General features: G+C 71.8%; 28 protein-coding genes, 1 tRNA gene and 1 riboswitch. Of the genes, 13 read left to right on the forward strand and 16 right to left on the reverse strand.

Annotated features, from left to right (window positions below):
• Positions 1-137: 137 nt before the first annotated feature.
• A riboswitch (cyclic di-AMP (ydaO/yuaA leader) is annotated at positions 138-273 on the forward strand.
• A 12-nt stretch (positions 274-285) separates the two neighbouring features.
• A complete protein-coding gene (locus tag ACL02O_RS21170) occupies positions 286-1,320 on the forward strand; it encodes a C40 family peptidase (RefSeq protein ID WP_412819849.1) in 1,035 nt (344 codons plus the stop codon).
• A gap of 50 nt (positions 1,321-1,370) precedes the next feature.
• Here the strand turns inward: ACL02O_RS21170 and dcd are convergent, their stop codons facing one another.
• Complete coding sequence (gene dcd, locus ACL02O_RS21175; protein WP_412819850.1) at positions 1,371-1,949, reverse strand: dCTP deaminase; 579 nt, start codon at positions 1,947-1,949, stop codon at positions 1,371-1,373.
• A 78-nt stretch (positions 1,950-2,027) separates the two neighbouring features.
• Here dcd and ACL02O_RS21180 point away from each other — a divergent pair, with 78 nt between their 5' ends.
• Positions 2,028-2,570, forward strand: coding sequence for a pyridoxamine 5'-phosphate oxidase family protein (locus ACL02O_RS21180; protein WP_412819851.1), 543 nt, complete (start codon positions 2,028-2,030; stop codon positions 2,568-2,570).
• A 71-nt stretch (positions 2,571-2,641) separates the two neighbouring features.
• Here the strand turns inward: ACL02O_RS21180 and ACL02O_RS21185 are convergent, their stop codons facing one another.
• Positions 2,642-3,628, reverse strand: coding sequence for a zinc metalloprotease (locus tag ACL02O_RS21185; protein WP_412819852.1), 987 nt, complete (start codon positions 3,626-3,628; stop codon positions 2,642-2,644).
• 247 nt (positions 3,629-3,875) lie between these two features.
• Here ACL02O_RS21185 and ACL02O_RS21190 point away from each other — a divergent pair.
• A tRNA-Gly gene (locus tag ACL02O_RS21190) sits at positions 3,876-3,949 on the forward strand.
• A 105-nt stretch (positions 3,950-4,054) separates the two neighbouring features.
• Positions 4,055-4,324 carry an e9imm peptide gene (locus tag ACL02O_RS21195; protein WP_412819853.1) on the forward strand — a complete coding sequence of 90 codons (270 nt, stop codon included), beginning with the start codon at positions 4,055-4,057 and terminating at the stop codon, positions 4,322-4,324.
• 2 nt (positions 4,325-4,326) lie between these two features.
• Here the strand turns inward: ACL02O_RS21195 and ACL02O_RS21200 are convergent, their stop codons facing one another.
• Positions 4,327-4,512 (reverse strand): hypothetical protein, encoded by a 186-nt coding sequence (locus tag ACL02O_RS21200; protein ID WP_412819854.1) that lies wholly within the window; start codon positions 4,510-4,512, stop codon positions 4,327-4,329.
• 426 nt (positions 4,513-4,938) lie between these two features.
• On the opposite strand from ACL02O_RS21200, the gene ACL02O_RS21205 reads away from it, so the two are divergent.
• Positions 4,939-5,268 (forward strand): nucleoside triphosphate pyrophosphohydrolase family protein, encoded by a 330-nt coding sequence (locus ACL02O_RS21205; RefSeq protein ID WP_412819855.1) that lies wholly within the window; start codon positions 4,939-4,941, stop codon positions 5,266-5,268.
• Between the two features lie 199 nt (positions 5,269-5,467).
• Here the strand turns inward: ACL02O_RS21205 and ACL02O_RS21210 are convergent, their stop codons facing one another.
• From ACL02O_RS21210 to ACL02O_RS21240, 7 genes are all read right to left on the reverse strand, one after another.
• On the reverse strand, positions 5,468-5,914 hold the full coding sequence (locus ACL02O_RS21210; protein ID WP_412819856.1) for a cytidine deaminase: 447 nt from the start codon (positions 5,912-5,914) through the stop codon (positions 5,468-5,470).
• Between the two features lie 654 nt (positions 5,915-6,568).
• Positions 6,569-7,204 (reverse strand): flavin reductase family protein, encoded by a 636-nt coding sequence (locus tag ACL02O_RS21215; RefSeq protein ID WP_412819857.1) that lies wholly within the window; start codon positions 7,202-7,204, stop codon positions 6,569-6,571.
• A 249-nt stretch (positions 7,205-7,453) separates the two neighbouring features.
• Entirely contained in the window at positions 7,454-7,807 is a 354-nt protein-coding gene (locus tag ACL02O_RS21220; RefSeq protein WP_412819858.1) for a hypothetical protein, read from the reverse strand.
• 19 nt (positions 7,808-7,826) lie between these two features.
• Positions 7,827-8,318 (reverse strand): P-loop nucleotide/nucleoside kinase family protein, encoded by a 492-nt coding sequence (locus ACL02O_RS21225; RefSeq protein WP_412819859.1) that lies wholly within the window; start codon positions 8,316-8,318, stop codon positions 7,827-7,829.
• Positions 8,315-9,295 (reverse strand): GNAT family N-acetyltransferase, encoded by a 981-nt coding sequence (locus tag ACL02O_RS21230; protein WP_412819860.1) that lies wholly within the window; start codon positions 9,293-9,295, stop codon positions 8,315-8,317. The genes ACL02O_RS21225 and ACL02O_RS21230 overlap by 4 nt, the downstream gene beginning before the upstream one ends.
• An 86-nt stretch (positions 9,296-9,381) precedes the next feature.
• Positions 9,382-9,768, reverse strand: a complete 387-nt coding sequence (locus ACL02O_RS21235; RefSeq protein ID WP_412819861.1) for a VOC family protein — start codon at positions 9,766-9,768, stop codon at positions 9,382-9,384.
• Positions 9,765-10,121: a DUF1801 domain-containing protein gene (locus tag ACL02O_RS21240; RefSeq protein WP_412819862.1), complete on the reverse strand. Its 357-nt coding sequence runs from the start codon at positions 10,119-10,121 to the stop codon at positions 9,765-9,767. Before ACL02O_RS21240 ends, ACL02O_RS21235 begins: the two co-directional genes overlap by 4 nt.
• 107 nt (positions 10,122-10,228) lie before the next feature.
• Here ACL02O_RS21240 and ACL02O_RS21245 point away from each other — a divergent pair, with 107 nt between their 5' ends.
• The gene (locus ACL02O_RS21245) at positions 10,229-11,122 is read left to right on the forward strand and encodes a LysR family transcriptional regulator (protein ID WP_412819863.1); all 894 of its coding nucleotides are present in this window, start codon (positions 10,229-10,231) and stop codon (positions 11,120-11,122) included.
• A gap of 1 nt (position 11,123) precedes the next feature.
• Complete coding sequence (locus tag ACL02O_RS21250) at positions 11,124-11,684, forward strand: NUDIX hydrolase (RefSeq protein WP_412819864.1); 561 nt, start codon at positions 11,124-11,126, stop codon at positions 11,682-11,684.
• Here ACL02O_RS21250 and ACL02O_RS21255 read toward each other — a convergent pair.
• Genes ACL02O_RS21255 through ACL02O_RS21265 form a run of 3 tightly spaced genes read right to left on the reverse strand, consistent with a single transcriptional unit; the run spans position 11,671 to position 13,117 of the window.
• Positions 11,671-12,408, reverse strand: a complete 738-nt coding sequence (locus ACL02O_RS21255) for a hypothetical protein (protein ID WP_412819865.1) — start codon at positions 12,406-12,408, stop codon at positions 11,671-11,673. The genes ACL02O_RS21250 and ACL02O_RS21255 overlap by 14 nt on opposite strands.
• Positions 12,409-12,759, reverse strand: a complete 351-nt coding sequence (locus tag ACL02O_RS21260) for a hypothetical protein (RefSeq protein ID WP_412819866.1) — start codon at positions 12,757-12,759, stop codon at positions 12,409-12,411. It lies immediately after the preceding gene.
• A gap of 37 nt (positions 12,760-12,796) precedes the next feature.
• Positions 12,797-13,117, reverse strand: a complete 321-nt coding sequence (locus tag ACL02O_RS21265; RefSeq protein WP_412819867.1) for a PadR family transcriptional regulator — start codon at positions 13,115-13,117, stop codon at positions 12,797-12,799.
• A gap of 122 nt (positions 13,118-13,239) precedes the next feature.
• Here ACL02O_RS21265 and ACL02O_RS21270 point away from each other — a divergent pair, with 122 nt between their 5' ends.
• Positions 13,240-14,295 carry a MerR family transcriptional regulator gene (locus ACL02O_RS21270; protein WP_412819868.1) on the forward strand — a complete coding sequence of 352 codons (1,056 nt, stop codon included), beginning with the start codon at positions 13,240-13,242 and terminating at the stop codon, positions 14,293-14,295.
• Positions 14,296-14,338: 43 nt separating this feature from the next.
• On the forward strand, positions 14,339-15,223 hold the full coding sequence (locus ACL02O_RS21275) for an LLM class flavin-dependent oxidoreductase (RefSeq protein WP_412819869.1): 885 nt from the start codon (positions 14,339-14,341) through the stop codon (positions 15,221-15,223).
• A 58-nt stretch (positions 15,224-15,281) separates the two neighbouring features.
• Here the strand turns inward: ACL02O_RS21275 and ACL02O_RS21280 are convergent, their stop codons facing one another.
• From ACL02O_RS21280 to ACL02O_RS21290, 3 genes are all read right to left on the reverse strand, one after another.
• Positions 15,282-15,716 (reverse strand): ASCH domain-containing protein, encoded by a 435-nt coding sequence (locus ACL02O_RS21280; protein WP_412819870.1) that lies wholly within the window; start codon positions 15,714-15,716, stop codon positions 15,282-15,284.
• 229 nt (positions 15,717-15,945) lie between these two features.
• Entirely contained in the window at positions 15,946-16,965 is a 1,020-nt protein-coding gene (locus ACL02O_RS21285; protein ID WP_412819871.1) for a hypothetical protein, read from the reverse strand.
• A 41-nt stretch (positions 16,966-17,006) separates the two neighbouring features.
• Positions 17,007-17,543 carry a phosphoribosyltransferase gene (locus tag ACL02O_RS21290; protein ID WP_412819872.1) on the reverse strand — a complete coding sequence of 179 codons (537 nt, stop codon included), beginning with the start codon at positions 17,541-17,543 and terminating at the stop codon, positions 17,007-17,009.
• A 205-nt stretch (positions 17,544-17,748) separates the two neighbouring features.
• Between ACL02O_RS21290 and ACL02O_RS21295 the strand changes: the two genes are divergently transcribed.
• The 4 genes from ACL02O_RS21295 to ACL02O_RS21310 all read left to right on the forward strand — a co-directional run bounded on the left by ACL02O_RS21295 (position 17,749) and on the right by ACL02O_RS21310 (position 22,318).
• On the forward strand, positions 17,749-18,366 hold the full coding sequence (locus tag ACL02O_RS21295; protein ID WP_412819873.1) for a septal ring lytic transglycosylase RlpA family protein: 618 nt from the start codon (positions 17,749-17,751) through the stop codon (positions 18,364-18,366).
• A 97-nt stretch (positions 18,367-18,463) separates the two neighbouring features.
• Complete coding sequence (locus ACL02O_RS21300) at positions 18,464-19,591, forward strand: PP2C family protein-serine/threonine phosphatase (protein WP_412819874.1); 1,128 nt, start codon at positions 18,464-18,466, stop codon at positions 19,589-19,591.
• Between the two features lie 83 nt (positions 19,592-19,674).
• On the forward strand, positions 19,675-20,346 hold the full coding sequence (locus tag ACL02O_RS21305; RefSeq protein ID WP_412819875.1) for an NAD(P)-dependent oxidoreductase: 672 nt from the start codon (positions 19,675-19,677) through the stop codon (positions 20,344-20,346).
• Between the two features lie 115 nt (positions 20,347-20,461).
• Positions 20,462-22,318: an acyl-CoA dehydrogenase gene (locus ACL02O_RS21310; RefSeq protein ID WP_412819876.1), complete on the forward strand. Its 1,857-nt coding sequence runs from the start codon at positions 20,462-20,464 to the stop codon at positions 22,316-22,318.
• The last annotated feature ends 193 nt before the right edge of the window (positions 22,319-22,511 follow it).

Below are 22,511 nucleotides of genomic sequence, written 5' to 3' on the forward strand. Positions count from 1 at the left end.
AACCTTCACCAATGTCGATCATGACCGCGAATTTACGTACGGAGTGTCACGGCCCCCTGGGTTGCGGATCGATAACAGCGATCTCTACTCTGGTCAATCGTCGGGCCGCCAGTTCACCGTCCAGCCCGGGTGGTGACGGTCGGACACCGCCGAGTCGCCTCCGGGCGAGCCGGGGACCCAGGTAACCGGGGTGAATCCGCAGCCTCTGCGGTAGGGCGGCTCCCTTCCCGCCCGAACCCGTCAGCTAACCCGGTAGGCGGTCGGGAAGAAGGAGTACGGAGCCCGGTGGCACACCATGCCCCGCGGCCGCCGTCGGTCCGGTCGGTCGACCGGCTGCCGGCTGCGCCGCGTTCACGCTGGTCCCGCTTCACCACCGCCCTCGCCGCCCTGGTCGGCACCGCCGTCATCCTGACCGGCGGCGCCACGGCGGCCCACGCCGACCCGTCGGTCGCCGAGATCGAAGCCCAGATCGACAAGGACTGGAACAAGCTCGAACCGGTCATCGAACAGGTCAACGCCACTCGTGAGGACCTCGCCGCCAAGCGCAAGCAGGCCGCGGCGCTGGCCAAGCAGATCGCCCCGCTTGAGGCCCAGGTCGACCGCGCCCTCGGGCAGGTCGGTGGGCTCGCCGCGGACGCGTACAAGGGGGACAACATCTCCACGGTGAACGCGCTGCTGGGCAGCCGCTCCCCGGGCGAGATAGTGGACAGCCTCGAACTGCTCGACCGCTTTGCGCACCGGCAGCAGCAGCAGGTGCAGACCGTGGCCGCGCTGCGCGACCAGCTGGCCGCGAAGAAGAAGCCGCTGGACGAGATGATCGCCAAGCTGGCCCGCACCGAGGCCCAGCTCGCGGCGCAGAAGAAGCAGATCGACGCCGAGATCGCCCGGCTCCAGAAGCTGCGGCTCAAGGTCTACGGCAACGGCGGTGGCGGGCCGCTGCGTCCCGCGCCCTGCCCGGCCGGCTACCCGGGCGGTCCCGGCGGGGTGGCGGCCAAATTCGCCTGCGCCCAGATCGGCAAGATCTACGTCTGGGGCGCCGCCGGCCCGGACCACTACGACTGCTCGGGCCTGACCATGGCCGCCTGGGCCAAGGCTGGCGTCTCACTGCCGCACAACGCCCGGCAGCAGCACGACGTCACCAGGCGGGTGAGCCGCAGCGAGCTGCGCGTAGGCGACCTGGTCTTCTACTACAGCGACCTGCACCACGTCGCGCTGTACGTCGGCGACGGCTGGGTGGTGCACGCCTCGCAGTCCGGCAAGCCGATCACGATGAAACGCGTCGACGACGGCCAGATCAACAGCTACGGCCGCCCGGGCTGACCGGTCCGCAGGGGCTCCCGCGACGCGGGGCCCCTGCGTCGTCGTTCAGCTCAACGGGTCGGCCAGACCCGCCAGTTGCGCCAGGATCGGCTCGGGGTCGGCCCGCGCTGCCCCTGGTAGCGCGACCCGTAGACCGCCGATCCGTACGGGTGCTCGGCCGGCGAGGAGAGCCGGAAGATGCAGAGCTGGCCGATCTTCATGCCCGGCCAGAGCGTGATCGGCAGGTTCGCCACGTTGGACAGCTCCAACGTGACGTGCCCGGAGAAGCCGGGGTCGATGAAGCCCGCCGTCGAGTGGGTGAGCAGCCCGAGCCGGCCCAGGCTGGACTTCCCCTCCAGCCGTCCGGCGAGCTGGTCGCCCAGCGAGATCACCTCGAGGGTCGAGGCGAGCACGAACTCGCCCGGGTGCAGCACGAACGGCTCGCCCTCGGGGACCTCCACCATCGACGTCAGCTCGTCCTGCTGGACCGCCGGGTCGATGTGGGTGTAGAGGTGGTTGTTGAAGACCCGGAAGAGTCGGTCCAGGCGTACGTCGATGCTGGACGGTTGGACCAGCGTGGGCTCGAAGGGCTCCAGCGCGAGCGTGCCCGCCTTGATCTCGGAGACCAGGTCACGGTCGGAGAGCAGCATCGGAACACCATAGCGACCGGTACGGGTGACCTGCGTGTCGGACTACATCTTCGTACACCTGTTCGATAGAATGTCCGCATGGCTTCCTGGTCCGATTTTGCCGCCGACGAGCCCCGACTCGCCGACGAGATCCGCCTTCTCATGCAGCAGTACGGGCCAGGGTTCGGCTACCTCGCCACGGTCCGCGCCGACGGCGGGCCGCGGGTCCACCCGGTCTCCCCCGTCATCACCGACGACGGGCTCTACTGCTTCGTCATCGACTCGCCCAAGCGGCGCGACCTCGAACGCGACGGCCGCTACGCGCTGCACTCGTTCCCGCCCGAGGAGAGCGACGACGAGGCGTACGTGGCCGGCCGGGCCCGGCCGGTGACCGATCCGACGACCCTGGCCCGGCTGGCCGAGCTGGGCCGGGCCGCGCCGCAGGTCGACTGGCGGCTCTTCGAGTTCACCGTCGACGTGGCGATGCTGACCCGGCGTGGGCAGGCGTCCCAGCCCGGCGCCGGTAGGCCGCAGGTGCGGGTCTGGCTCGACCCGCTGGCGAGCGCCCCGCCCCGGCATGCCGTGGCGGCCAAGGGGCGGCGGGGTCGGCACGGCTTCGACACCCGCCGCCCGGCCGCCTGACCCCCGACCAAACCGCCGGTGCCGGCCCCGTCCGAGGACGGAGCCGGCACCGGCGGTTCGGTGCTGGGCGATCAGGGCGCGCGGTAGGCGTTCCACGCGGTGATCATCCGGCTCGCCTGACCAGGGGTGAACTGGTACATGCACGAGTCGTAGGTGTAGTCCATGAAGTTGGTGATCGGGTCCAGGCCGGCAGCGGAGCAGGTGTCCCGACCGGTGGGGCACTGGTACGCCGCGGACGCCTCGGCCGGGGTGTCGTCGACGCCGTCGCCCGAGCCCTTACAGCCACCCTGGAAGGTGTGGTAGAGGTTCAGCCAGTGGCCGATCTCGTGGGTGCCGGTGTCACCCTCGTTGTAGTTGGTCGCGGTGCCGCCCGGCAGCGACTCGCCCAGCGCGACGACGCCGTCCATGCTGTCGAGCTTGCGCTTCGGGAAGGTGGCCCAGCCGAGCAGGTTGTCGCTCAGTTCGCCCAGGTAGATGTTCAGGGTGTTCTTGCCGCCCTCGCGCAGCGCGGTCTTCATCTGCCGCTCGGCCGAGGAGCCGTACACGATCGGGTACCACGACGGGTTGGTGACCCGGTTGATCTTCGTCAGCTGGAAGCTGAAGGCGGTGGGGGCACCGCCGGTCGCGCCGCTGTACGCCTGGTTGAGCACGGTGATCTGGGAGTTGATCATCGAGTCCGGGATGTTGCCGCCGGCGCGGGTGCTGTCCCGCTGGATGACGTGCACGACGACCGGCACGGTGACGGTGGCCAGCGGGGCGGCGGCCTGAGCGCCGCCGCGGAAGGCGGCCCGCTCACGCAGGGCGGCGGCGAGATCGGCCTCGCGCTCGGACACCTGCTTGCCGGTCAGGGCGTTGGGGTCCAGCTTGGTGCTGCCACCCTTGGCGACCCGGGCGTCGGAGTGGACGTCGGTCGGCTCCGCACAGGAGCCACCCGGAGCGGCCGAGAAGGCCGACGCAGCGGGAAGGACGCCCACGGCGGCGGTGCTGAGCAGCAGCGCGAGGGTCGTCGACGCGACACCGGCGGCACGCCGGGTCAGCAGGTTGGGACGCAGTCCCATGGGCCCACCTCTTTCTGCCGGCGCGACCTGGGGGTGTGTCACGCCGAGTCGGAGAACGTGGGGGAGACGTTACATCCCATCGACGAATTTGAGAACGACCATATGTTGCCGTCGTGAAACATCCTGCTGCTCGAACGCCCCGGAGCCGTTTCAAGATCGTTTCTGGGTGGTTGCGCGGTCGGCGAAGCCGCCACGGGGGGTACCTGGATGCACGGAGCTGGTGACCTCAGGTACAGTGGTGCCGCCTGCGGGTGTAGTTCAATGGCAGAACATCAGCTTCCCAAGCTGACAGTGCGGGTTCGATTCCCGTCACCCGCTCCACACGAAGGCCCTGGCCAGGACGCAAGTCCCAGCCAGGGCCTTCGATGTTCCGTAGCCTGCGATCGTTGCCCGTGCCATTGGCGTGCCGTTAGCCTCCGCTGAGGGGTGAGCGACCTGGCAGCGAAGCTGACCCGAGACGAGGCGATCGCCCTTGTCGAGCGAATCATGAGTGTCGACTACGCGGACGACGATGAGTTGGGCGGTTGGCTGGACCAACTTGAGCGAGACCTCGTCTGCCCGGACGGCTACGTCTCCGGCCTGATCTTCTGGACCGACCCCGAGTTGACGGCTGCTGAGGTGGTTGACCGAGCCTTGGCCTATCAGCCGATCCAGATGCGGTCCACGCCATGGACGGCGCCGCCGCCGAGCACATAGCCTCACCCTTCCCCACGCTCCTTAGCCCTTTTACCGGCCTTGTCCTTGGGCTTGCCTTTGCCGGCTGACTTCTTCGACTTCTCCCGGTCCGCGCGTACCGCCTCGTGCAGCGCCTGGGCGATGGCCCGATCCGCCTCAGCGGTGGCGTGCTGGTAGATCAACGCGGCCTGGGATGAGTCGTGGCCCATCCGGGCCATCAGATCGCGGGTGCTCGCTCCGGTCCGCGCGGGCCCGCAAGCGGGCCGCGCCGGCCCGGCCCCGGCCTGCTGGCGACCGCCGGCCGGCATCGGCCGGGCCGGCCAGCCACGCTGGCGGGCTGCAAGAGCTGTTTGCCCCCGGGCAGGGATCGACGACAGAGATGGGGGAAGCCTGTCCGGACGGTGCGGTAGTCGATGGTTGCGCGAGTCGCCATCTCCACCATGAGTTCCAGGCAGAGCCGCTCCGCGGTGGGTGGGACTCACGGCGGAGATGGCAATGAGGCCCCGCCGTGTGGCTGCAGGAGCGGGTGACCGGTCCTGGTGGGGTGTGGTTGTGGAGGATGTCGACCCGGTGGCGGGCCGGGCAGATGGTCGCGGCGTTGTCGGGTGGGAGGGGTTCGACCATACTGGTCCGCCATGGACCTGGACGAGTACCAGCGCGGCGCCCTCCGTACCGCCGCTCCACGTGACAAGAGGAACGAGCTGCTTCACCTGGTGCTCGGGCTGGTCGGCGAATCGGGTGAGATCGCCGAGAAGTTCAAGAAGTGGGTCCGCGACCTGGACAGCGACGAGTCGCGGATCGACCGGGCCGACATCGTCAAGGAACTCGGTGACGTGCTCTGGTACGTGGCCGTGCTCGCCGACTACCTCGACCTGTCGCTGGACGACATCGCGACGGCCAACCTGGCCAAGCTGGCCAGCCGCCAGGGCCGTGGCGTGCTGAGTGGCAGCGGCGACAACCGCTGAGCCAGGGGTTCGGCGGTGCCCACAGCTTGGGCTGTGGATCAGGAACGAGGCTTGTTGTCAGGCTTGGTCACGACGAGGCGCTGGTGCGGTCGAGAGCGTCAACGACGCCCGAAAATGGACCCAGATCGCTATCAGGACGTGGGTGACACCTCCGGCTGGATGATCACTAAGGTGAACGGACTGGTCAGTAACAGCCGGGTCAGGATGTATGGACCGCCGGAGACGGCCAAGGGCCACCATCGGCAAATCGAGCTCCCCAGTAGAACGGGTTGAGCTCGAGAAGCGTCCGTGCTGTCCATCCAGATGAGGTGGTCGGATCGGCGACACCCACCTGAACCTCCGGTCCCCACAGGGCGAGGCGTTCCTGACAGATTCCGCACGGTGCCAGTACGAAGATGTCGCTGCTGCCAGCCTCTCGTCCCACGCACACCGAAGCAGTGACCCGCTTGTTCAACGTGTACGCCTGGCAGATGGCTCCGGTTTCATGGCAGAGAGTGACCCCGGCGTTGAGATTATCTAGGCAAACACTGGTCAGAATCTGACCGTCCTCAAGGTAAACCGCAGCTGCCCCGCCGTACTCCTCAGCTGGCCATCGGCGGTCCATCTGGTCAACGGCTGCATCAATGAGACGCTGATCAAGATTCATGGCGCGAGCGTAAGCTACGACCCGACGTCACCCAGGTCCTGATACCGATCCGTCACGAAGGTCCTGAGACCGGACAGTCGGCTGCCGGCGGTGTCGGGCTCCACTTGATGCGTGACGGATCGGTGTCAGATGTTGGGTGACACGTCCGGCTAGACGATCGTCTCTTTGCTTGCCTTCGCCTCGGGATCAACCCGCCGAGAGTGTTCCGGTACCGGATCCACAGCCTCATGATCCATGGGTTGGAGCCTTCGGGTGGTTCGGACGTCACGGGTGGTGTGGGAGCCTGACCTCCTCGGGTGACGGGTGGGGTGATGGCGTGCAGGAGCTGTTCCCGCTTTTCGAGGTCGGCATCGGCATGCTCTGAGCCGTCCTGCTCAGGGGGCAGCGGGCCGTGTCGGCAGAGCTCTCGGACGTCGTCCCTAATCGTCACGGCTTCTCCTTGGGCCTGGCTGTTCGCTCGCCGCATTAGTCAACCCACGCCTGGCTCATTCCGCCGGGCTGCTGATCTGGACCGCCGGCCCCGGCTGGGCGTTCGTGCGGTCGTGGAGCTCGGGCCGCCATAGAGTCTCTTCTTTGCGGTCTACCTCCGGCGGAGCCTGACGCAACGGGTGGTCTCGCAGCCGACCGGATCGCCTCCTGGCCAGGCGGTTGGCCCTACCGCCAGGCCTGCGTCCCAGTCACCGGGGTCTCCGATCGGAAGCTGTGCCCGAGTTCCGGGCCGAGGCCGAAGTAGTGCCGGAAGTTGTAGATCAACGGACGCCAGGCGGTGGGGGCTACGTGCTGCGTACCAGGCACGACGATGGCGGGATCCGCGTGTGCGCGGAGCACGTGCGCCTCGACGATCAGGAAGTCGCCGCGCAGGTCGGGGTTGATCCGTACGGCCCGCGCCTCCAGTTGCAGCGGGCACTCCGCGACCCGCTGCGGTCGTACCAGTTCGGCCGGCTCCGGACGCAGCCCGGCGGCGGCGAACTTCGCCGGTTCGTACCGGAACGTAGCCCGCTTGTGCTCCGGAACCGGCTTGCGGCCGGTGAGCGGGGCGAGCCGCTCCACCGCCTGCCACTGCTCCGCGCTCGGCAGGTTGATCACGAGATCCGGCCGCTCCCGCAGGTTGTGGGCGGTCTGCCCCTCCGCTCCCAGACCGAGCACCATGACCTGGCCGAGCGCCCAGGCCGACGACATCGGCGCGAGATTGCTCGTCCCGTCCTCGTTCTCGGTGCTCAACAGCACCACGGGCGTACCAAAGTAAAGGATCTTGGGTCGGATGGTCAGATGATCGCTCGCCTGGGTCATGCCCGGACGGTACGGGCGGGACGGTTCGGTGCACGGCGAACAGAACTCCACGCGCCACGTAACGCGACGCCGGGCGGCGCACCGTGTCTCCGACCCGGACCACCCCAGCGGTTAGCCGACCCCCAGCCAAGGGCTGCGCCACGTCCCGCTCGCCGCGCCGGCCCACCTCGCGACCTAACGGCGTGCTCCGGCTGACTGCCCGCGCCAGCGGGTGGAAACGCAAACCTGCACGGGCGTCGCCGGGCCGGCTCAGTCCTCGGGAAGCTTGGCAGAGGTGGCCGCCAGCAGTTGTCGGAGCCGACGAACCTCCGCGACCAGGCGCGGTACGTCCCGGCGGGCGTTGGCGATGAACGCTGCGTTCTCGTCCCAGCGTTCGTCGGCGACGTCGGCGTAGCGGGGCTGCTGGACGAGGGTGGCGGCCACCACCTCGCGATGGTCGAAGTCCGGCCAGCGTTCACCCCGGCCGGTGTCGGGGACGGTGCTGACGGCGACCAGGCTCATGGCCCAATCATCGTCGAGTTGACGCACGTACCACGGGCCCGGGGTGGCGGCCTGGGCGAGCGTGTCGATCTCGGTCAGCTCGGCGTCACTGATCTCGTCCATCGCGTGATGCTCCCCCCGGTCAGGGCATCGGGTCGAACAGCGCCAGCTCCTCCGGCGTCGGACGTTCCCGTTGGAAGAAGTGCCACGCCCGCTCGAACTCATCCTCGGTGACCCGGAAGACCCCGGGTCCCGGGGCGGCGTTCCTCGGCCGCAGCCGGTCGAGCAGTTTCTGGCGGGTGGGTTCCAGCGGGCAGAGCACCACGCGCGCGCCGATCGCCTGGGCCTGCGAGCGGTAGCGGTCCCGTTCCTCCCGCGCCCAGAGCCCCCAGTCCAGGACCACGTTGGCGCCGAGCGCCAGCACCCCGAGCGCCGTCGACCACTGGATCCGTTCCACCCGGTCGCGGAGCGTGTCGCGTTCCGCCTCGGACAGCTCCGGATGCAGGTCGCACAGCCACTCGTCGGCGGTGAGCCGCAGGGCGGAGTGATCCCGCTCCAGCCGTCGGGCCAGGGTGGTCTTGCCGCTGCCCGGCAGGCCACAGGTCAGGAAGAGCGTGGCCGGCGGCCTGGTCACGGCTGGCGGACCGCCGCGGCGAGCCGGTGCAGCTGGGCCAGGTCCGCCCGGTCGACCTCGCGCGGTTCGTAGCCGCTGTGGAACCGCAGTTGCTGGTCCACGGAGATGCAGTCGACCGGACGGCCACCGATGGTCCCGGTGGTGAAGCAGTCCCTCGGCCAGCGGAAGCTGCTGCCGTCCAGGCCGGCCTGGTGGCCGTCGCCCGCCTCGTCGAAGGTCAGCGGGTGCAGATCCACCCGGCCCCGCCCAGCCGCCACGACCTCGACGCGGACCGGGCGCCAGTCGGTCTCGACGGCGTACCCGAGCCGGGCGAGCGCCCGCAGCGCCGCCGACTCGTGCTCGGCCGGGACGGCCAGGTCCAGGTCCCGGTGCGGGCGGGTCTGCTCGCCGACCAGGGCGTCCACGCCCCAGCCGCCGCTGATCCAGGCGGGGCAGCCGACGGCGGCCAGGGCGTCCAGCACGGTGTGGACCTCGTCGGCGCTCATCGACATGTCGCCGGCCAGGTCGAGCACGTGCCGGAGGCCCGGTTGGCCGCTGAGCAGCACCTCGCCGTCCGGGACGAACCCGGCACGCCGCAGTACGGCGAGCGACGCCGGGTTCGCCAGCGCCGCCGACGCGACCAGCCGGCGTAGCCCGTACGCGTCGCGGGCCAGTTCGCTGACCCGGCGTACGCCGTCCCCGGCCACGCCCCGCCCGGTGGCCAGCTCGGCCACCCGGTAGCCCAGCTCGGCGCTGCCGTCGGCCACGTCGACCAGGTTGAACCGGCCCAGCACGGACCCGTCGTCGTCGATCAGGAGGTGGAAGTGGCACCGGCCGGTCGCCTGCTCCGCGAGCAGGGCCGCGTGCCGGGCGGCGAACCCGGTGAAGTAGTCGTCGCCCCGGTCCGGCACGTACCGCGCGAAATACGCCCGGTTCTCCCGCTCGAACCGGAGCAGCGCGGGGGCGTGACGGGCGTCGAGCCGCTGGAGTTCGGGCATCGCGCCACGCTAACAACGGACCCGCCCGCCTCGTCACCCGTTTATCCGCGGGACCCGGTCAGCGCGGCCGGATCCCGCGCGAACCCTCACGGCGTCGGGTACCAGCGCAGCTCCACCGTGTTGCCGTCCGGATCGCGCACGTAGATCGAGGTGGCGCTCCCCTGTGCGCCGAAGCGTTGCACCGGCCCGGTCAGCACGGTGAACACCCCCGCTTCGATCACCTCGGCCCAGTCGAGCGGCTCCACGACCAGGCAGAAGTGGTCCACGTTCGACCCGTCCGGCTCGCCGCGTACCAGGTCGATGATGGTCTCGGCGTTGACCCGCACGGAGGGGAAGGGGACCTCCCCGGCCCGCCAGCGGCCGACCCGGACCGGTGCCAGGCCGAGGATGCCGCAGTAGAAGTCGAGGGCCCGTTCGACGTCGGCGACGGTGAGGACCAGATGGTCGAAGCCCGTCACCCGCACCGCGCTCACCGCGTCTCCAGCTCGTACGCCTGGCGGAGCCAGCCGGCGAACCGGACCGGGTCGTTCTCGTCGACGGTCCGCAGCTTGACCGAGGCCATCCGCCGCGCACCCGGCACGAGCCGCCCGGAGTCGTCGTCGACGTCCTGCCCGCGCCACAGGCCGAAGGTGAGATCCGCCGGGTACGACTTGACCAGGCAGACCGGCGTCCGTCCCGGGCGATCGCCGAGACTCCAGACGGGGTGGCCGTGCCACATCGCGCCGGTGGCCTCCGGCAGCGCGGCGTCGATGACGGTACGCAGCTTCTCGCCGGTCTCCCGCAGTGCGGGAGCAAGTCCGGCGAGGTGGTCGGTGACGGGGTCCATGGTGTTCCTCCCTGAAGGTCTCACCGTTCACCCTCGTCCGGATGCCGCCGCCGACCAAGACGCGATCGAGCTACGATTGTTGACCCTGAGTCAACGATGGGGGCGACGTGCTGGAACGGTACGAGGTCGAGACGTTCCTGACCCTCGCCGAGGAACTGCACTTCGGCCGGACCGCCGAGCGGCTGCGGGTGACCACCGGGCGGATCAGCCACGTGGTGCGGAAGATGGAACGTCGGATCGGCGCGCCGCTCTTCGAGCGCACCAGTCGGGTGGTCCGGTTGACCCCGATCGGCGCCCGGCTCGCCGACGACCTGCAACCCCTGGTGGCGGGCATGGAGGACGCCGTCCGGCGGGCCGTCGAGGCCGGGCGTGGGCTGACCGGCGAGCTGCGGGTGGCGTTCGTCGGTGAGTCGACCGCGCCGGTGCTGCTCCGGGCGGTCACCCTCTTCACCGAGCGCCACCCGGACTGCGTGGTGCATGTCCACGAGGCCCCGCTGGCCAGTACGCGGTCCAGCCTGCGCGACGGCTCGCTGGACGTGCTCATCGCGTCGTTCCCATTCGACGGCATGGCGAACGGCCCGGCGCTGCTGCGCGAGCGGCGGGTCCTCGCGGTGGCCGCCGACCACCCGCTGGCCGGGGCGGAGTCGGTGTCGCTGGAGGCGCTGGCCGACCATCCGGTGGTGCAGTATCCGGCGGTGACCTCGACCGAGTTCAAGCGCGACCGCACCCCGGACCGGACACCGTCGGGCCGGCCGGTGCCGAAGGGGCCGGCCGGCAACACCTTCTCCGAGATGCTGTCCCTGGTGGCGATGGGTCGGGGAGTGCTGCCGGTGGGCGAGCGGACCCGCCGCTACCATCCCCGTCCGGACCTCGCGTACGTGCCGATCCACGATGCGCCGCCGATCCTCCGGGGCCCGGTGTGGCTGGCGGCCAACACCACCGCCCGGGTACGCGAGTTCGTGCGCGCCGCCGCCGACGCCAACAGCCACCCGGAGGAGTGACGTGCGGGACGAGATCCGGGCGCTGGTCGAGGCGCTCACCCCGGGGGACGAACTGGAGGCGCGGCACCGCGCCGAGACGCTGGCCTGGTTGGCACGGACGGCGGACATCTTCCGTCGGGAGAAACCGCGTACGCCCTCGCCGCACCTGGTCGCGTACTTCCTGCTCCGGGACGTGACGGACGGTGCGGTGCTGCTGGTCGACCACCGCAAGGCGGGCATGTGGCTGCCGACCGGCGGTCACGTCGAGCCGGGCGAACACCCGGCGGAGACCGTGCGCCGGGAGGTGGTGGAGGAGTTGTGCGTGCCGGCCGTCTTCGCCCCGCCGCACGGCGAGCGCCCAGCCTTCCTGACGGTCACCGAGACCGTCGGCGGGCCGGCGGACCGGCACACCGACGTCAGCCTCTGGTACGTGCTGAGCGGCAGCCGCGACCAGAAGCTGGTCCCCGATCCGGGCGAGTTCCGGGGCGTCCGCTGGTGGACGCCCCGGGAGGTCGCCGCGGCCGAGCCGGGCAGGATCGAACCGCACCTGGCGCGGATGCTGGCGAAGCTCAGCCGACGCTGACGGTCAGCGGCCGCAGGTCCCTCCGGGGCACGAGCGCGATGGCCAGCAGGATCGCGCAGCCGGCGCCGATCAGGAAGAGCAGCGAGCAGGCCGGCTGCCCGAGCCACTCCCAGAGCGGGTGCCACGAGGGGTGCGGCTCGTCGAGGTGGTGGCCGACGAGCGACGGGGTGGTCAGCAGGGCCGGCACCCACCACAGGAACAGGGTGAGCCCGAGCAGCGGCCTCATGCCTCGGCGGCCCTCGGTGCGCCGGCTGGCCCAGGCGAAGACCAGCCAGGCGAGCACACCGCCGACCAGGCCGGCCGGCACGGCGGTGGGCAGCACCAGCGGCGGCGCGGCCCGCTGCGCCTCCACGTTGAGATACGAGTTGTAGGTGCGGGGATCGTTGAAGGTGGCCCGGAAGACGGTGTCGCCCCGGCGGGCCACCAGGACGGTCTGGATCTGTTGCGGTTCGCAGGGCGGGGCGGCGCAGGTCTGGAGGACCGTCGAGGTCGGCTCGTACACCTGCCAGCCGGCGGCCCGCAGGCGTCGCTCCGCAGTGGCCAGGGTCTCCGCCGGGGACGTCGGCATGGGGCCGACCGCCGACCCCCCGGCCGAGCCTTCCTGGTACTCGCCGCCGTCGCCGAACAGCAGGCCCGGCCACATGTCCAGCGTCACCGGCTGGTTGTAGTAGACGAAGAGCGCGGGAGCGGTCAACACGTCCTCGTCCAGCCGGTGGGGCTCCACCTACCTGGTGACCACCGAAGGAAACGCCTCGGTGAAGATCGCCATGACCTCGGCCCGGTCCGGTTGCGGACGGGAGGTCTCCCAGACCAGCCGGGACGCCACCGCGGCGGTGAAGAGGCCGCAGATCAGCGCGGTGAGGGCGGCCCAGACGCCGACCGTACGGCTGGCCGGGCGGCCGAGCCGGCAGCGCAGCCCGGCGCGGACCAGGTCCACCGCCCCCGTGACGGTGGGTCGGGTCCGCCCCGGAGGGGTGGTGTCGAGCAGCAGGCCGAGGATCTCCTCGCCTCGTTCCCGCCGGTAGGCGCGGGGGTAGGCGAGCAGCAGCCGTCGGTAGTGGCGGATGAGCGACATGGCCTCCCCTTCGTCGGGAGCGTAAGCGGGAACCAGGTCAGGCGGTGCGGGGGCGCAGTGCGCGCAGCCGGGTCTCCGCAGCGGTGGCGAGCTGGCGCAGGCGGTCGGTCTCGGCCCGCAGGGCGGCCAGGCCGGCCGGGGCGAGCCGGTAGTAGCGGCGCAGCCGCCCGTCGACCACCTCTTCCCGGTCGGGCTCGACGAGCCCTTGGGCGGTGAGCCGGTCCAGCGCGGTGTAGAGCGTGCCGGGCAGCAGGGTGACGCGCTGGGCGGAGAGCGCGGTGACCTCCTGGATGATCCCGTAGCCGTGCCGGGGGCCGGCCGTGAGCGCGGTGAGGATCAGGAATGTCGGCTCACGCATCTGGGACACCCGGCCAACATATATAAGTGATCGATATATGGTCAACGCCTTGACCCTGCCCCTGCGGCAAGGCCCAGCGTGTCCGTGCCGGTCGCCGTGACCGGCACGGGGAGGATGTGTCCGTGGAGCTGCTGACCATCGGGTCGTTCGCCCGAGCGGCGCGCCTGACGCCGAAGGCGTTGCGGCTCTACGACGAGCTGGGCCTGCTCCCGCCCGCCGCCGTCGACCCGCACTCGGGCTACCGGTACTACGAACCGGCCCAGCTCGACCGGGCCCGGCTGATCGCCACGCTGCGCCGGGCCGGGATGCCGCTGGCCGAGATCCGGGCCGTCTGCGGTCTCCGCCCGGCGGCGGCGGCCGAGGCGGTCGACGCCTGGTGGCGTCGGGTCAGCGCCGACACGGCGGCCCGCGGACGCGTCGTCGCGCTCCTCGTCGACCAGCTCTCCGAAAGGGGCGCCACCATGCCCGAACCCACCTTCCGGTACGCCGTCCGCTGCGCGGCCGGGGCGGTCCGGGACTCCAACGAGGACACCGCGTACGCCAGCGACACCCTGCTCGCCGTGGCGGACGGCCTGCGCGGGCCGGGCGGCGCGGCCGCCAGCACGGCCGCCGTCGACGCGCTCCGGCCGCTGGAACTCGCCGACGCACCCGCCGCGGAACTGCTCGCCACGCTGGCCGCCGCGATCACCGCGGCCGACCGGACGGTCCGCGCGCAGGGCACCGACCGCCACCAACCGGTCACCACGCTCACCGCCGTCCTGCGGCGCGGCACACAGCTAGCTCTGGCGCACATCGGGGACACCCGGGCGTACCTGCTGCGCGGGGGCGAGCTGTCCCGGCTGACCCAGGACCACACGTACGTGCAGGCGCAGGTCGACCAGGGCCGGCTCACCCCGGCGGAGGCCATGGCCCACCCGCAGCGGGCCCTGCTGTCCCGGGCCCTCGGGGCCGGTGCCCCGGTCGAGGCGGACCTGGCGTTGCGGACCGCCCTGATCGGGGACCGCTACCTGCTCTGCTCCGACGGGCTCTCCGGCGTGGTCGGGCCGGAGGCGCTGCGCGCGGCGCTCGCCGGGGCCGACGACCCGGAGACCGCCGTCGGGCACCTGGTCGACCTCGCGTACGCCGGGGGCGCGCCGGACAACATCGCCTGCGTGGTCGCCGACGTGGTCGCGGGGTAGTACGCGATCCCGGGCGGGCCTACCGGCCCGGGGTCGTACCCTGGTGATCATGCGAATTGGCCTGGTGATCCTGCCCGACCAGCGCTGGTCGGACTCGCGGCGGCGCTGGCGGCAGGCGGACGAGTGGGGTTTCGACCACGCCTGGACCTACGACCACCTGGGCTGGCGGGACCTGGTCGACGGTCCGTGGTTCGACTCGATGACCACGCTGACCGCCGCCGCGACGGTGACCACGCGGATCCGTCTCGGCACCCTGGTCGCCTCGCCCAACTTCCGGCACCCGGCGGCGTTCACCCGGCAGATCACCGCGCTGGACGACGTCTCCGACGGTCGGGTCCTGCTCGGCCTCGGCGCGGGCGGCATCGGGTTCGACTCCGCGGTGCTGGGCGGCGAGACCCTGCCGCCGCGGCAGCGGGTCGACCGGTTCGCCGAGTTCGTGGAGCTGCTGGACCGGATCCTGCGGGAGGACGGCACCACCTGGCGCGGCGAGTGGTTCGCCGCCGTGGACGCCCGGAACAACCCTGGCTGCCGGCAGCAGCCCCGGGTGCCGTTCGTGGTCGCCGCGAACGGACCACGCTCGATGCGACTCGTCGCCCGGTACGGCCAGGGCTGGGTGACCACCGGGCTCGGCGGCGACGATCTGGAGAGCTGGTGGTCGACGGTCGCCGACCTCGCCGCACGGATGGACCGGACCCTGGAGAAGGCGGGCCGCGACCCGGCCACCCTGGACCGCTACCTGTCGCTGGACTCGGCCCCGGTCTTCTCGCTCAGTGGCGCGGACTTCTTCGCCGAGCAGGTCGCGCGGGCGGCGCGGCTGGGCTTCACCGACGTGGTGACGCACTGGCCCCGGGCCAGCAGCTGGTACGCCGGCGACGAGGCGGTGCTGGTGGTGGCGGCCGGCCTGCTGCCGGAGCTACGTCGGCTGTGACGGGTCGGCAGGGGCCCCTGCTTCACCGGCGACGTCAGGAGGCACCCCTCCGTGCACCTCAGGTGCCCAGGTCGCCGGTGCTGATCCCGCCGCCCCCGGCGGAGACCAGCCGGAACCGGATGCAGACCACCGGGGTGTCGTCGTCGACCGGGAAGCCCGCCCGGGCCCAGTAGCGGTGGTGCCCCTCCCGCCACTCCTCGATCGACCGGTCGCCCTCCCCTTCGGAGCGGGCGAAGTCCCAGGTCACGTCGGCGAAGCGGACCACCTCCACGCCGGTCACCTCGACGATGCCGACCAGGGCGTCCCGGTCGTCGACCAGGACCAGCCGCTCGCCGACGTGTTCCAGCTCCTCGTTCTCGGCGGTGTACTCGTCGGTCAGCAGGCCGGCGGTGGCGGTCTTCACGCCGGCCAGCACGAGGGCGTTGAGGTTGGCGCGCATCTCGCCGGGCGTGCCGAGGGCGAGCGTGCGGAGTCCACCGATCCGGGGCCACATCCTGCCGAGGCTAGCCGCCGGTCGACGGCCGGTCGCGGGATTTCGATCGCCCCCGACGGACGGGGCCGGCTGCACTAGCGTGGGGACCGGCCAGACCACGAGGAGGCGCGCCGGCTCAGCCCGCAGGTGCTGGAGGTGCCCGAGGCCGACCACTCGCTGCTGGTGCCCGGCCCGCTGGCGCGCTCCGCCGAGGTGTTGGGCCGGGTCTGCACCGCCGTGGAGGAGTTCGTCAGATGAGCTGACCGGCGTAGCCGGCCGCCGCCAGCACCCGACCGTCGCCGGTCGCCGCGTGTACGTCCAGCACCGCGTCGGCCAGCTTCACCACGTGCGCGTCGCCGTGCCGGGCGGCCCGCGCGAAGACCTCGCCCGGGTCGCCGGGCGTGACCGCGGGCGGGGCGGCCGCGACGGGTGGGGCGTACACCGAGGTGACGGCGGCCGTGGCCGACCAGGCCGCAGCGACGCTCGGCGCCCACAGCGCCGGGTCCAGGGCCGGCAGGGTACGCAGCACCGCGGTCGGCGCGGTCACCGCGTGCACCAGCATCACCGGGTTGCCGTGCCCGAACCGCAGGTAGTCCAGGCCGGTGCGGTGCACCAGGTCGGTGAGGGTCCGCTCGGCCTCCGCCGGGCCCGCCGGCGGGCGCAGGGCCACGGCCGCGCCGGCCCAGTCCGGTACGCCGGCCAGCCGGCCCAGCCGGTCCCGGATCCCGCCGGTCTGGTCGGGGAGCCGGGGCACCCCGGCCAAGGCGGTGGCCACGTCGGAGTGTCCGGTGAGCGGGCCGGCCCCGGGCACCGGCTGCCACCGGGCGGCCCAGTAGCCGAGCGCCTGTCCCAGCTCGGCGAGCCGTGCGGTGTTCACCCCGTCGGTACGCAGCACCCGTACCGCGTGGCCGACCCGGATGACGCCGTGGGTGGCCCCGGCCGCGATGCCCGGCAGCAGCCGGGGCCACCAGGTGCCGAGCACGTCCTGCCACGGGTGTTCGCGCAGCTCGTGGTCGAAGTGGGTGAGCCAGTCGCCGGCCCGCTTCGGGTCGCCCAGCGCGGCCCGCCAGTCGTCGATCGGCGCGAGCCCGCGCGGCAGGTCGTCGAGGCGGCGCAGGTAGTCGTCGAGCCAGCGGTGCACCCGGGTGCCGTGGCCGTGCCGGACCAGCGCCTCGACCGCCATCGGCCCGTGGTTGGAGAGCCAGCCCTCGAACTCGGGGCCGGTGCGGTGCAGTCGTCCGTACGCTTCGTCCAGGATGCCGTCGCTCATCCGGTGATCGTCGATGCTCAACCACGCTTGAGGTCAAGCGCTCACAGGTGGTCCCCGGTGAGCAGGGCGCGTAGCCGGAGCGGCTCGGCGACGGCCGGCGGGCAGGTGGTCACCACGGCGGCGGCGCCGATCACCTCCGCACCGCCGGCTACCGCCAGCCGGTGCAGCGCGGCGAGCTGGGCCCCGCTGTCCACCCAGTCGTCGACGAGCAGCACCCGGTCGCCGGGGCCGAGCCGGGCGTGGTCCAAGCCGAGCCGCAGGCGCCGGCCCCGGTGGTCGGGCGGCGTCTCCGCCCAGCTCAGCACGCCGACCCGCCGGCGCTCGCCGCCGTCCTTGTAGGCGGGCACGAAGCCGGCGCCGGCGGCCACCGCGACGAGCGGGCCGAGTAGCAGCCCGGTCACCTCGGGGGCGACCACGACCGTGGGCCGGGCGGCCGGGAACAGGCCGGCGAGGGCGGGTCCGAGGCCGGCCAGCAGCTCCGGATCGCGCCACCAGCCGGAGGTGTCGCTGACCAGATGACTGCTGTCCGGCCCGGGGTCGACCCAGCGGAACAGCTCGACCAGACGTCGGCTCAGCACGCTCCCATCCTCGGGTACCGACGCCGGATACGGCGACACCGGCCCCGACCAGCAATCCTTCCCCCTTTCGTAGGAGGGTGGCTGGCTTGATCGGCTACACGTACCGGGGTAAATGCGGGCATAGCACCATGATCACGTTGACTTCGGAAGTACTTCTCTCGTTACGGTCCCAGCCGGCTTGTTCCGTTGACGAAAGGACCGGCTGGTGGCTGGCAGGCACCTCCGTACCCGTAAGTTCTCGCCCACCGGCATCGCCGCCACCGCGGCCGTCGGAGTGGTGCTCGCGGTCGGCGGCACCGTCGGCGCGGTCCAGCTCACCTCGGCCGAGCCCGCCGCCCCCGAGCCGACCGCCGCCGAGGCGCTGCCCAGCACCCTCGCCCCCAGCTCGGCGTCCCCCTCCGCGTCGCCGAGCCTCAGCCCGTCGCCGAAGGCCACCCCCAGCGCCAAGGCGACCCGTACCCAGGCGGCCTCGCGGGACAAGACCCGAACCGCCAGCCCGAAGCCCACCGCGACCAAGACCACGTCCTCTCCGAAGGTCGTGGACAGCGGTTCCTGCGGCGCGTCGTTCTACGACGAGGGTCAGATGACCGCGAACGGGGAGACCTTCAACCCGGACGCGCTGACCGCCGCGCACAAGACGTTGCCGTTCAACACGAAGGTCCGGGTGACCAACCCGGCCAACGGCAAGTCCGTGATCGTGCGGATCAACGACCGCGGTCCGTACGTGGACGGCCGGTGCCTCGACCTGTCCCGGGCCGCCTTCGCGGCCATCGCCTCGACCAGCCTCGGCGAGGTCGACGTCAGGTACGAGGTCCTCGGCTGACCGGGTGACCGGCGCGGAACGGGCCGGACCGTCCTGGCCGGACAGAAGTTCCACGGACCACCCGCCAGGTGCATTCACCCGGTCGCGTCAATCAGGCATGCTGTCCGGTGTACGCAGCCAACCTCTCCAGCCGGGCCGCGGCCCGCTGAGCCCCGGATCCCGCGCCGGCATCGGCGCGGCCCTCGCGCTGCTCGCACTCGTCTCCGCCGTGGAGTTGGCGGACGGCCGCCCTGCGCACTACATCGCGCTGATGGCGGCCGCTCCGCTCGTCGCCGCCGCGCTCGCCTCCTGGCGGGTGGTGCTCGGGCTGGGTGTGCTCGCCACCGGGGCGGGGGTGGCGTTCGCGCTCGCGGAGCCGACGACCTCCCTGGTCACCGCCGTCAACGTCGCGGCGATCGCGCTCGCCGCCGCGCTGGCCGCCGGCGTCGCGGCGGTACGCCAGCGCCAGGCCGAACGGATCGCCGAGCTGACCCGGCTCGCCTCGGTCGCCCAGCAGGCGGTGCTTCGGCCGCTCGGTCCCCAGGTGGGCACGCTCGCGGTGGCCGCCCGCTACATCTCCTCCACCGCCACCGCGGAGATCGGCGGCGACCTGTACGAGGTGATGGACACCCCATACGGCGTCCGCATGATCATCGGTGACGTACGGGGCAAGGGGCTGGACGCGGTCCGGCTGGCCAGCATCGTGCTCGGCTCCTACCGGCACGTCGCCTACGAGCGGGCCGACCTGCGGGCCGTGGTGACCGACCTGGATCGGGCGGTGGCCCGCAACGTGGGCGACGAGGACTTCGTCACCGCCGCCCTGGTCGAGGAGCGGGGCGGCACCCTCACCATCGTCAACTGTGGTCACCCGCCGCCGCTGCTGCTGCGCCGGGGCGCGGTGATCCCGCTCGAGCCCCCGGCGCCCGCGCCCCCGCTTGGCTTCATGCCGGTGGTCCGGCCCCGGGTGGAGCGGCTCGAACCGGGCGACCGGCTGCTGCTCTTCACCGACGGGCTCGGGGAGGCCCGCCGGGACGGCGAGTTCTTCCCGACGGCCGACCGGGCCTGGCGGCTGCTCGGCCACGGCACCGTCGCCGACGGGCTGGCCTCGCTGGAGACCGCGCTGGTCGAGTGGGTGCACGGCCGGCTCGACGACGACATCGCGCTGGTGCTGATGGAATACAGCGGCCCGCGTGCCGCCGTGACCGCCGCCGTGCCGAGCTGGGAGGTCGGGGCGGCCGAGAGCTGACGGGACCCGACCCGGTCGGCCTTCGGCCAGTTGTCTCAGGATGCCCGGTCGCCGCAGGCGGCGGCCGGTGAAGGAATGGCGGAATGAAGCTCACGATCTTCGGGGCCAGTGGCGGGATCGGTCGTCACCTGGTCGACCAGGCGCTGGCCGCCGGTCACGACGTCACGGCGGTGGTCCGCGACCCGGCCCGGCTGCCGGGCACGACCGCCCGGGTGGTGACCGCGGATCTGGCGGCGGCCGACCCGGCGGCGCTGCGGAATGCGGTCGACGGCGCGGACGCGGTGCTGTCCGGTCTCGGTGCCCGCTCCGCGGCCGACGCCGGGATCACGTCGCGCGGCACCCGGGAGATCACCGATGTGATGACCGGGGTGGGCGTCCGGCGGATCGTGGTGGTCAGTGCCGCGCCGGTCGGCGTGGTGCCGTCTCCCGGCCGGCCGAACCCGCCCCGCCGCGACCCGGGCGACGGTCCGCTGATGCGTTTCGTGTTCGGGCCGGTGATCCGGCGGTTGCTGCGGCGCAGCTACGCCGACCTCGCGCTGATGGAGGAGGGCCTGCGGGAGGGTGACCTCGACTGGACCGTGGTCCGGCCGCCGCGGCTGACCGACGGCCCGGCGAGCGGCAGCTACCGGACGGCGTACGGGCGCAACGTCCGGGGCGGGTTCGCGGTGTCCCGGGCCGACGTCGCCCACCTCATGCTCGCCCTGCTCGACCGGCCCGAGTCGGTCCGGCAGACCGTCGGGGTGGCCGGAAGCTGAACCGGAAGTGTGTAATCGCCATCACTTCCGAGATCGGCTTGTCGATGGCTACCGGTGAGTAATACAGTCGGGGTTACTGATCGGTAACACCTGTCCGGAAGCGGGGCCAGCGAGCATGACCCACTACAAGAGCAACCTTCGGGACCTCGAGTTCAACCTGTTCGAGGTCTTCGGGGCGGACCGGGCGTTCGGCCAGGAGCCGTACACGGACCTGGACGTCGACACCGCCCGTAGCTTCCTCTCCGAGGTCGACCGCCTGGCCCGCGAGGACCTGGCCGCCAGCTACTCGGACAGCGACCGCAACCCGCCGGTCTTCGACCCCGCGACGCACACCGCGCCGCTGCCGGAGTCGTTCAAGAAGTCGTACCAGGCATTCATGGACTCCGAGTTCTGGCGGCTGGACCTCCCCGAGGTCCTGGGCGGCACCAACGCCCCGCGCGCCCTCTGGTGGTCCCTCGCCGAGCTGGTGCTCGGCGCGAACGCCCCGATCTGGATGTACGCCTCCGGCCCGTCCTTCGCGCACGTGCTGCACGTCGAGGGCACCGAGCAGCAGAGGAAGTGGGCCAAGCTCTTCATCGAGAAGCAGTGGGGCTCGACCATGGTGCTGACCGAGCCCGACGCCGGTTCCGACGTCGGCGCCGGCCGTACCCGGGCCATCCAGCAGCCGGACGGCTCCTGGCACATCGAGGGCGTCAAGCGCTTCATCACCTCGGGTGAGCACGACCTCTCCGACAACATCGTCCACTACGTGCTGGCCCGTCCGGTCGGCGTGGAGGGCGTCGGCGGCCCGGGCACCAAGGGCCTCTCCCTCTTCGTCGTGCCGAAGTACCACTTCGACGAGGAGACCGGCGAGCTGGGCGAGCGCAACGGCGTCTTCGCCACCAACGTCGAGCACAAGATGGGCCTGAAGGTCTCCAACACCTGCGAGGTGACCTTCGGCGAGCACGGCGTACCGGCCAAGGGCTGGCTGCTGGGCGAGAAGCACGACGGCATCCGGCAGATGTTCATGATCATCGAGTACGCCCGGATGATGGTCGGCACCAAGGCGATCGCCACCCTCTCCACCGGCTACCTGAACGCGCTGGAGTACGCCAAGAACCGGGTGCAGGGCGCCGACCTGACCCAGAGCGCCGACAAGACCGCCCCGCGGGTGACCATCACCCACCACCCGGACGTGCGTCGCTCGCTGCTCATGCAGAAGTCGTACGCCGAGGGCCTGCGGGCGCTGGTCTGCTACACCGCCAGCTGGCAGGACAAGGTCGCCATCGCCGAGGCGGCCGGCGACGAGAAGGCCACCAAGCTGGCCAAGCGGGTCAACGACCTGCTCCTCCCGCTGGTCAAGGGTGTCGGCTCGGAGCGGGCGTACGAGCTGCTCGGCCACGAGGCGCTGCAGACCTTCGGTGGTTCCGGCTTCCTCCAGGACTACCCGCTGGAGCAGTACGTCCGGGACGCCAAGATCGACACTCTCTACGAGGGCACCACGGCGATCCAGAGCCTGGACCTGATCTTCCGGAAGATCGTCCGGGACAACGGCAAGGCCCTGATGGCGGTCGCCGGCGAGATCCAGGAGTTCATCACCTCCGAGGCCGGCAACGGCCAGCTCAAGGAGGAGCGGCAGGCGCTCGGCAAGGCGCTCGCCGAGATCCAGAACATCCTCGGCGTGATGACCGGCTGGCTGGGCGAGGCCCAGGGTGGCGACGCCCGCGCCCTCTACAAGGTCGGCCTGAGCAGCCGCCGGTTCCTGCTGGCGGTCGGCGACCTGGTGGTCGGCTGGCTGCTGCAGAAGCAGGCGGACGTGGCGCTCAAGGCCCTCGGTGGCGAGGTCTCCACCGCCGACAAGGCGTTCTACACCGGCAAGGTGGCCGCCGCCCGGTTCTTCGCCCGCGAGGTGCTGCCGCGAATCGGCGCCGACCGGCGGATCATCGAGGGCGCCGACCTGGAGATCATGGACCTCCCGGAGGAGGCATTCTGATCCCCTGCGGGACGATTCGACCCTGACCGACGGCGGGGGGGGGGGGGGGGGGGGGGGGGAGGGGGGGGGTTGGGGGGGGGGGGGGGGGGGGGGGTGTTGTGGGGGGGGGGGGGGGGGGGGGGGGTGGAGGGGGGGGGGGGGGGGGTGGTCGCCGGACTGCCCATCCTGCTCGGCATCGAGGTGATCTAACTGG

This window comes from Micromonospora mangrovicola, from assembly GCF_047200535.1.
GTDB lineage: Bacteria > Actinomycetota > Actinomycetes > Mycobacteriales > Micromonosporaceae > Micromonospora.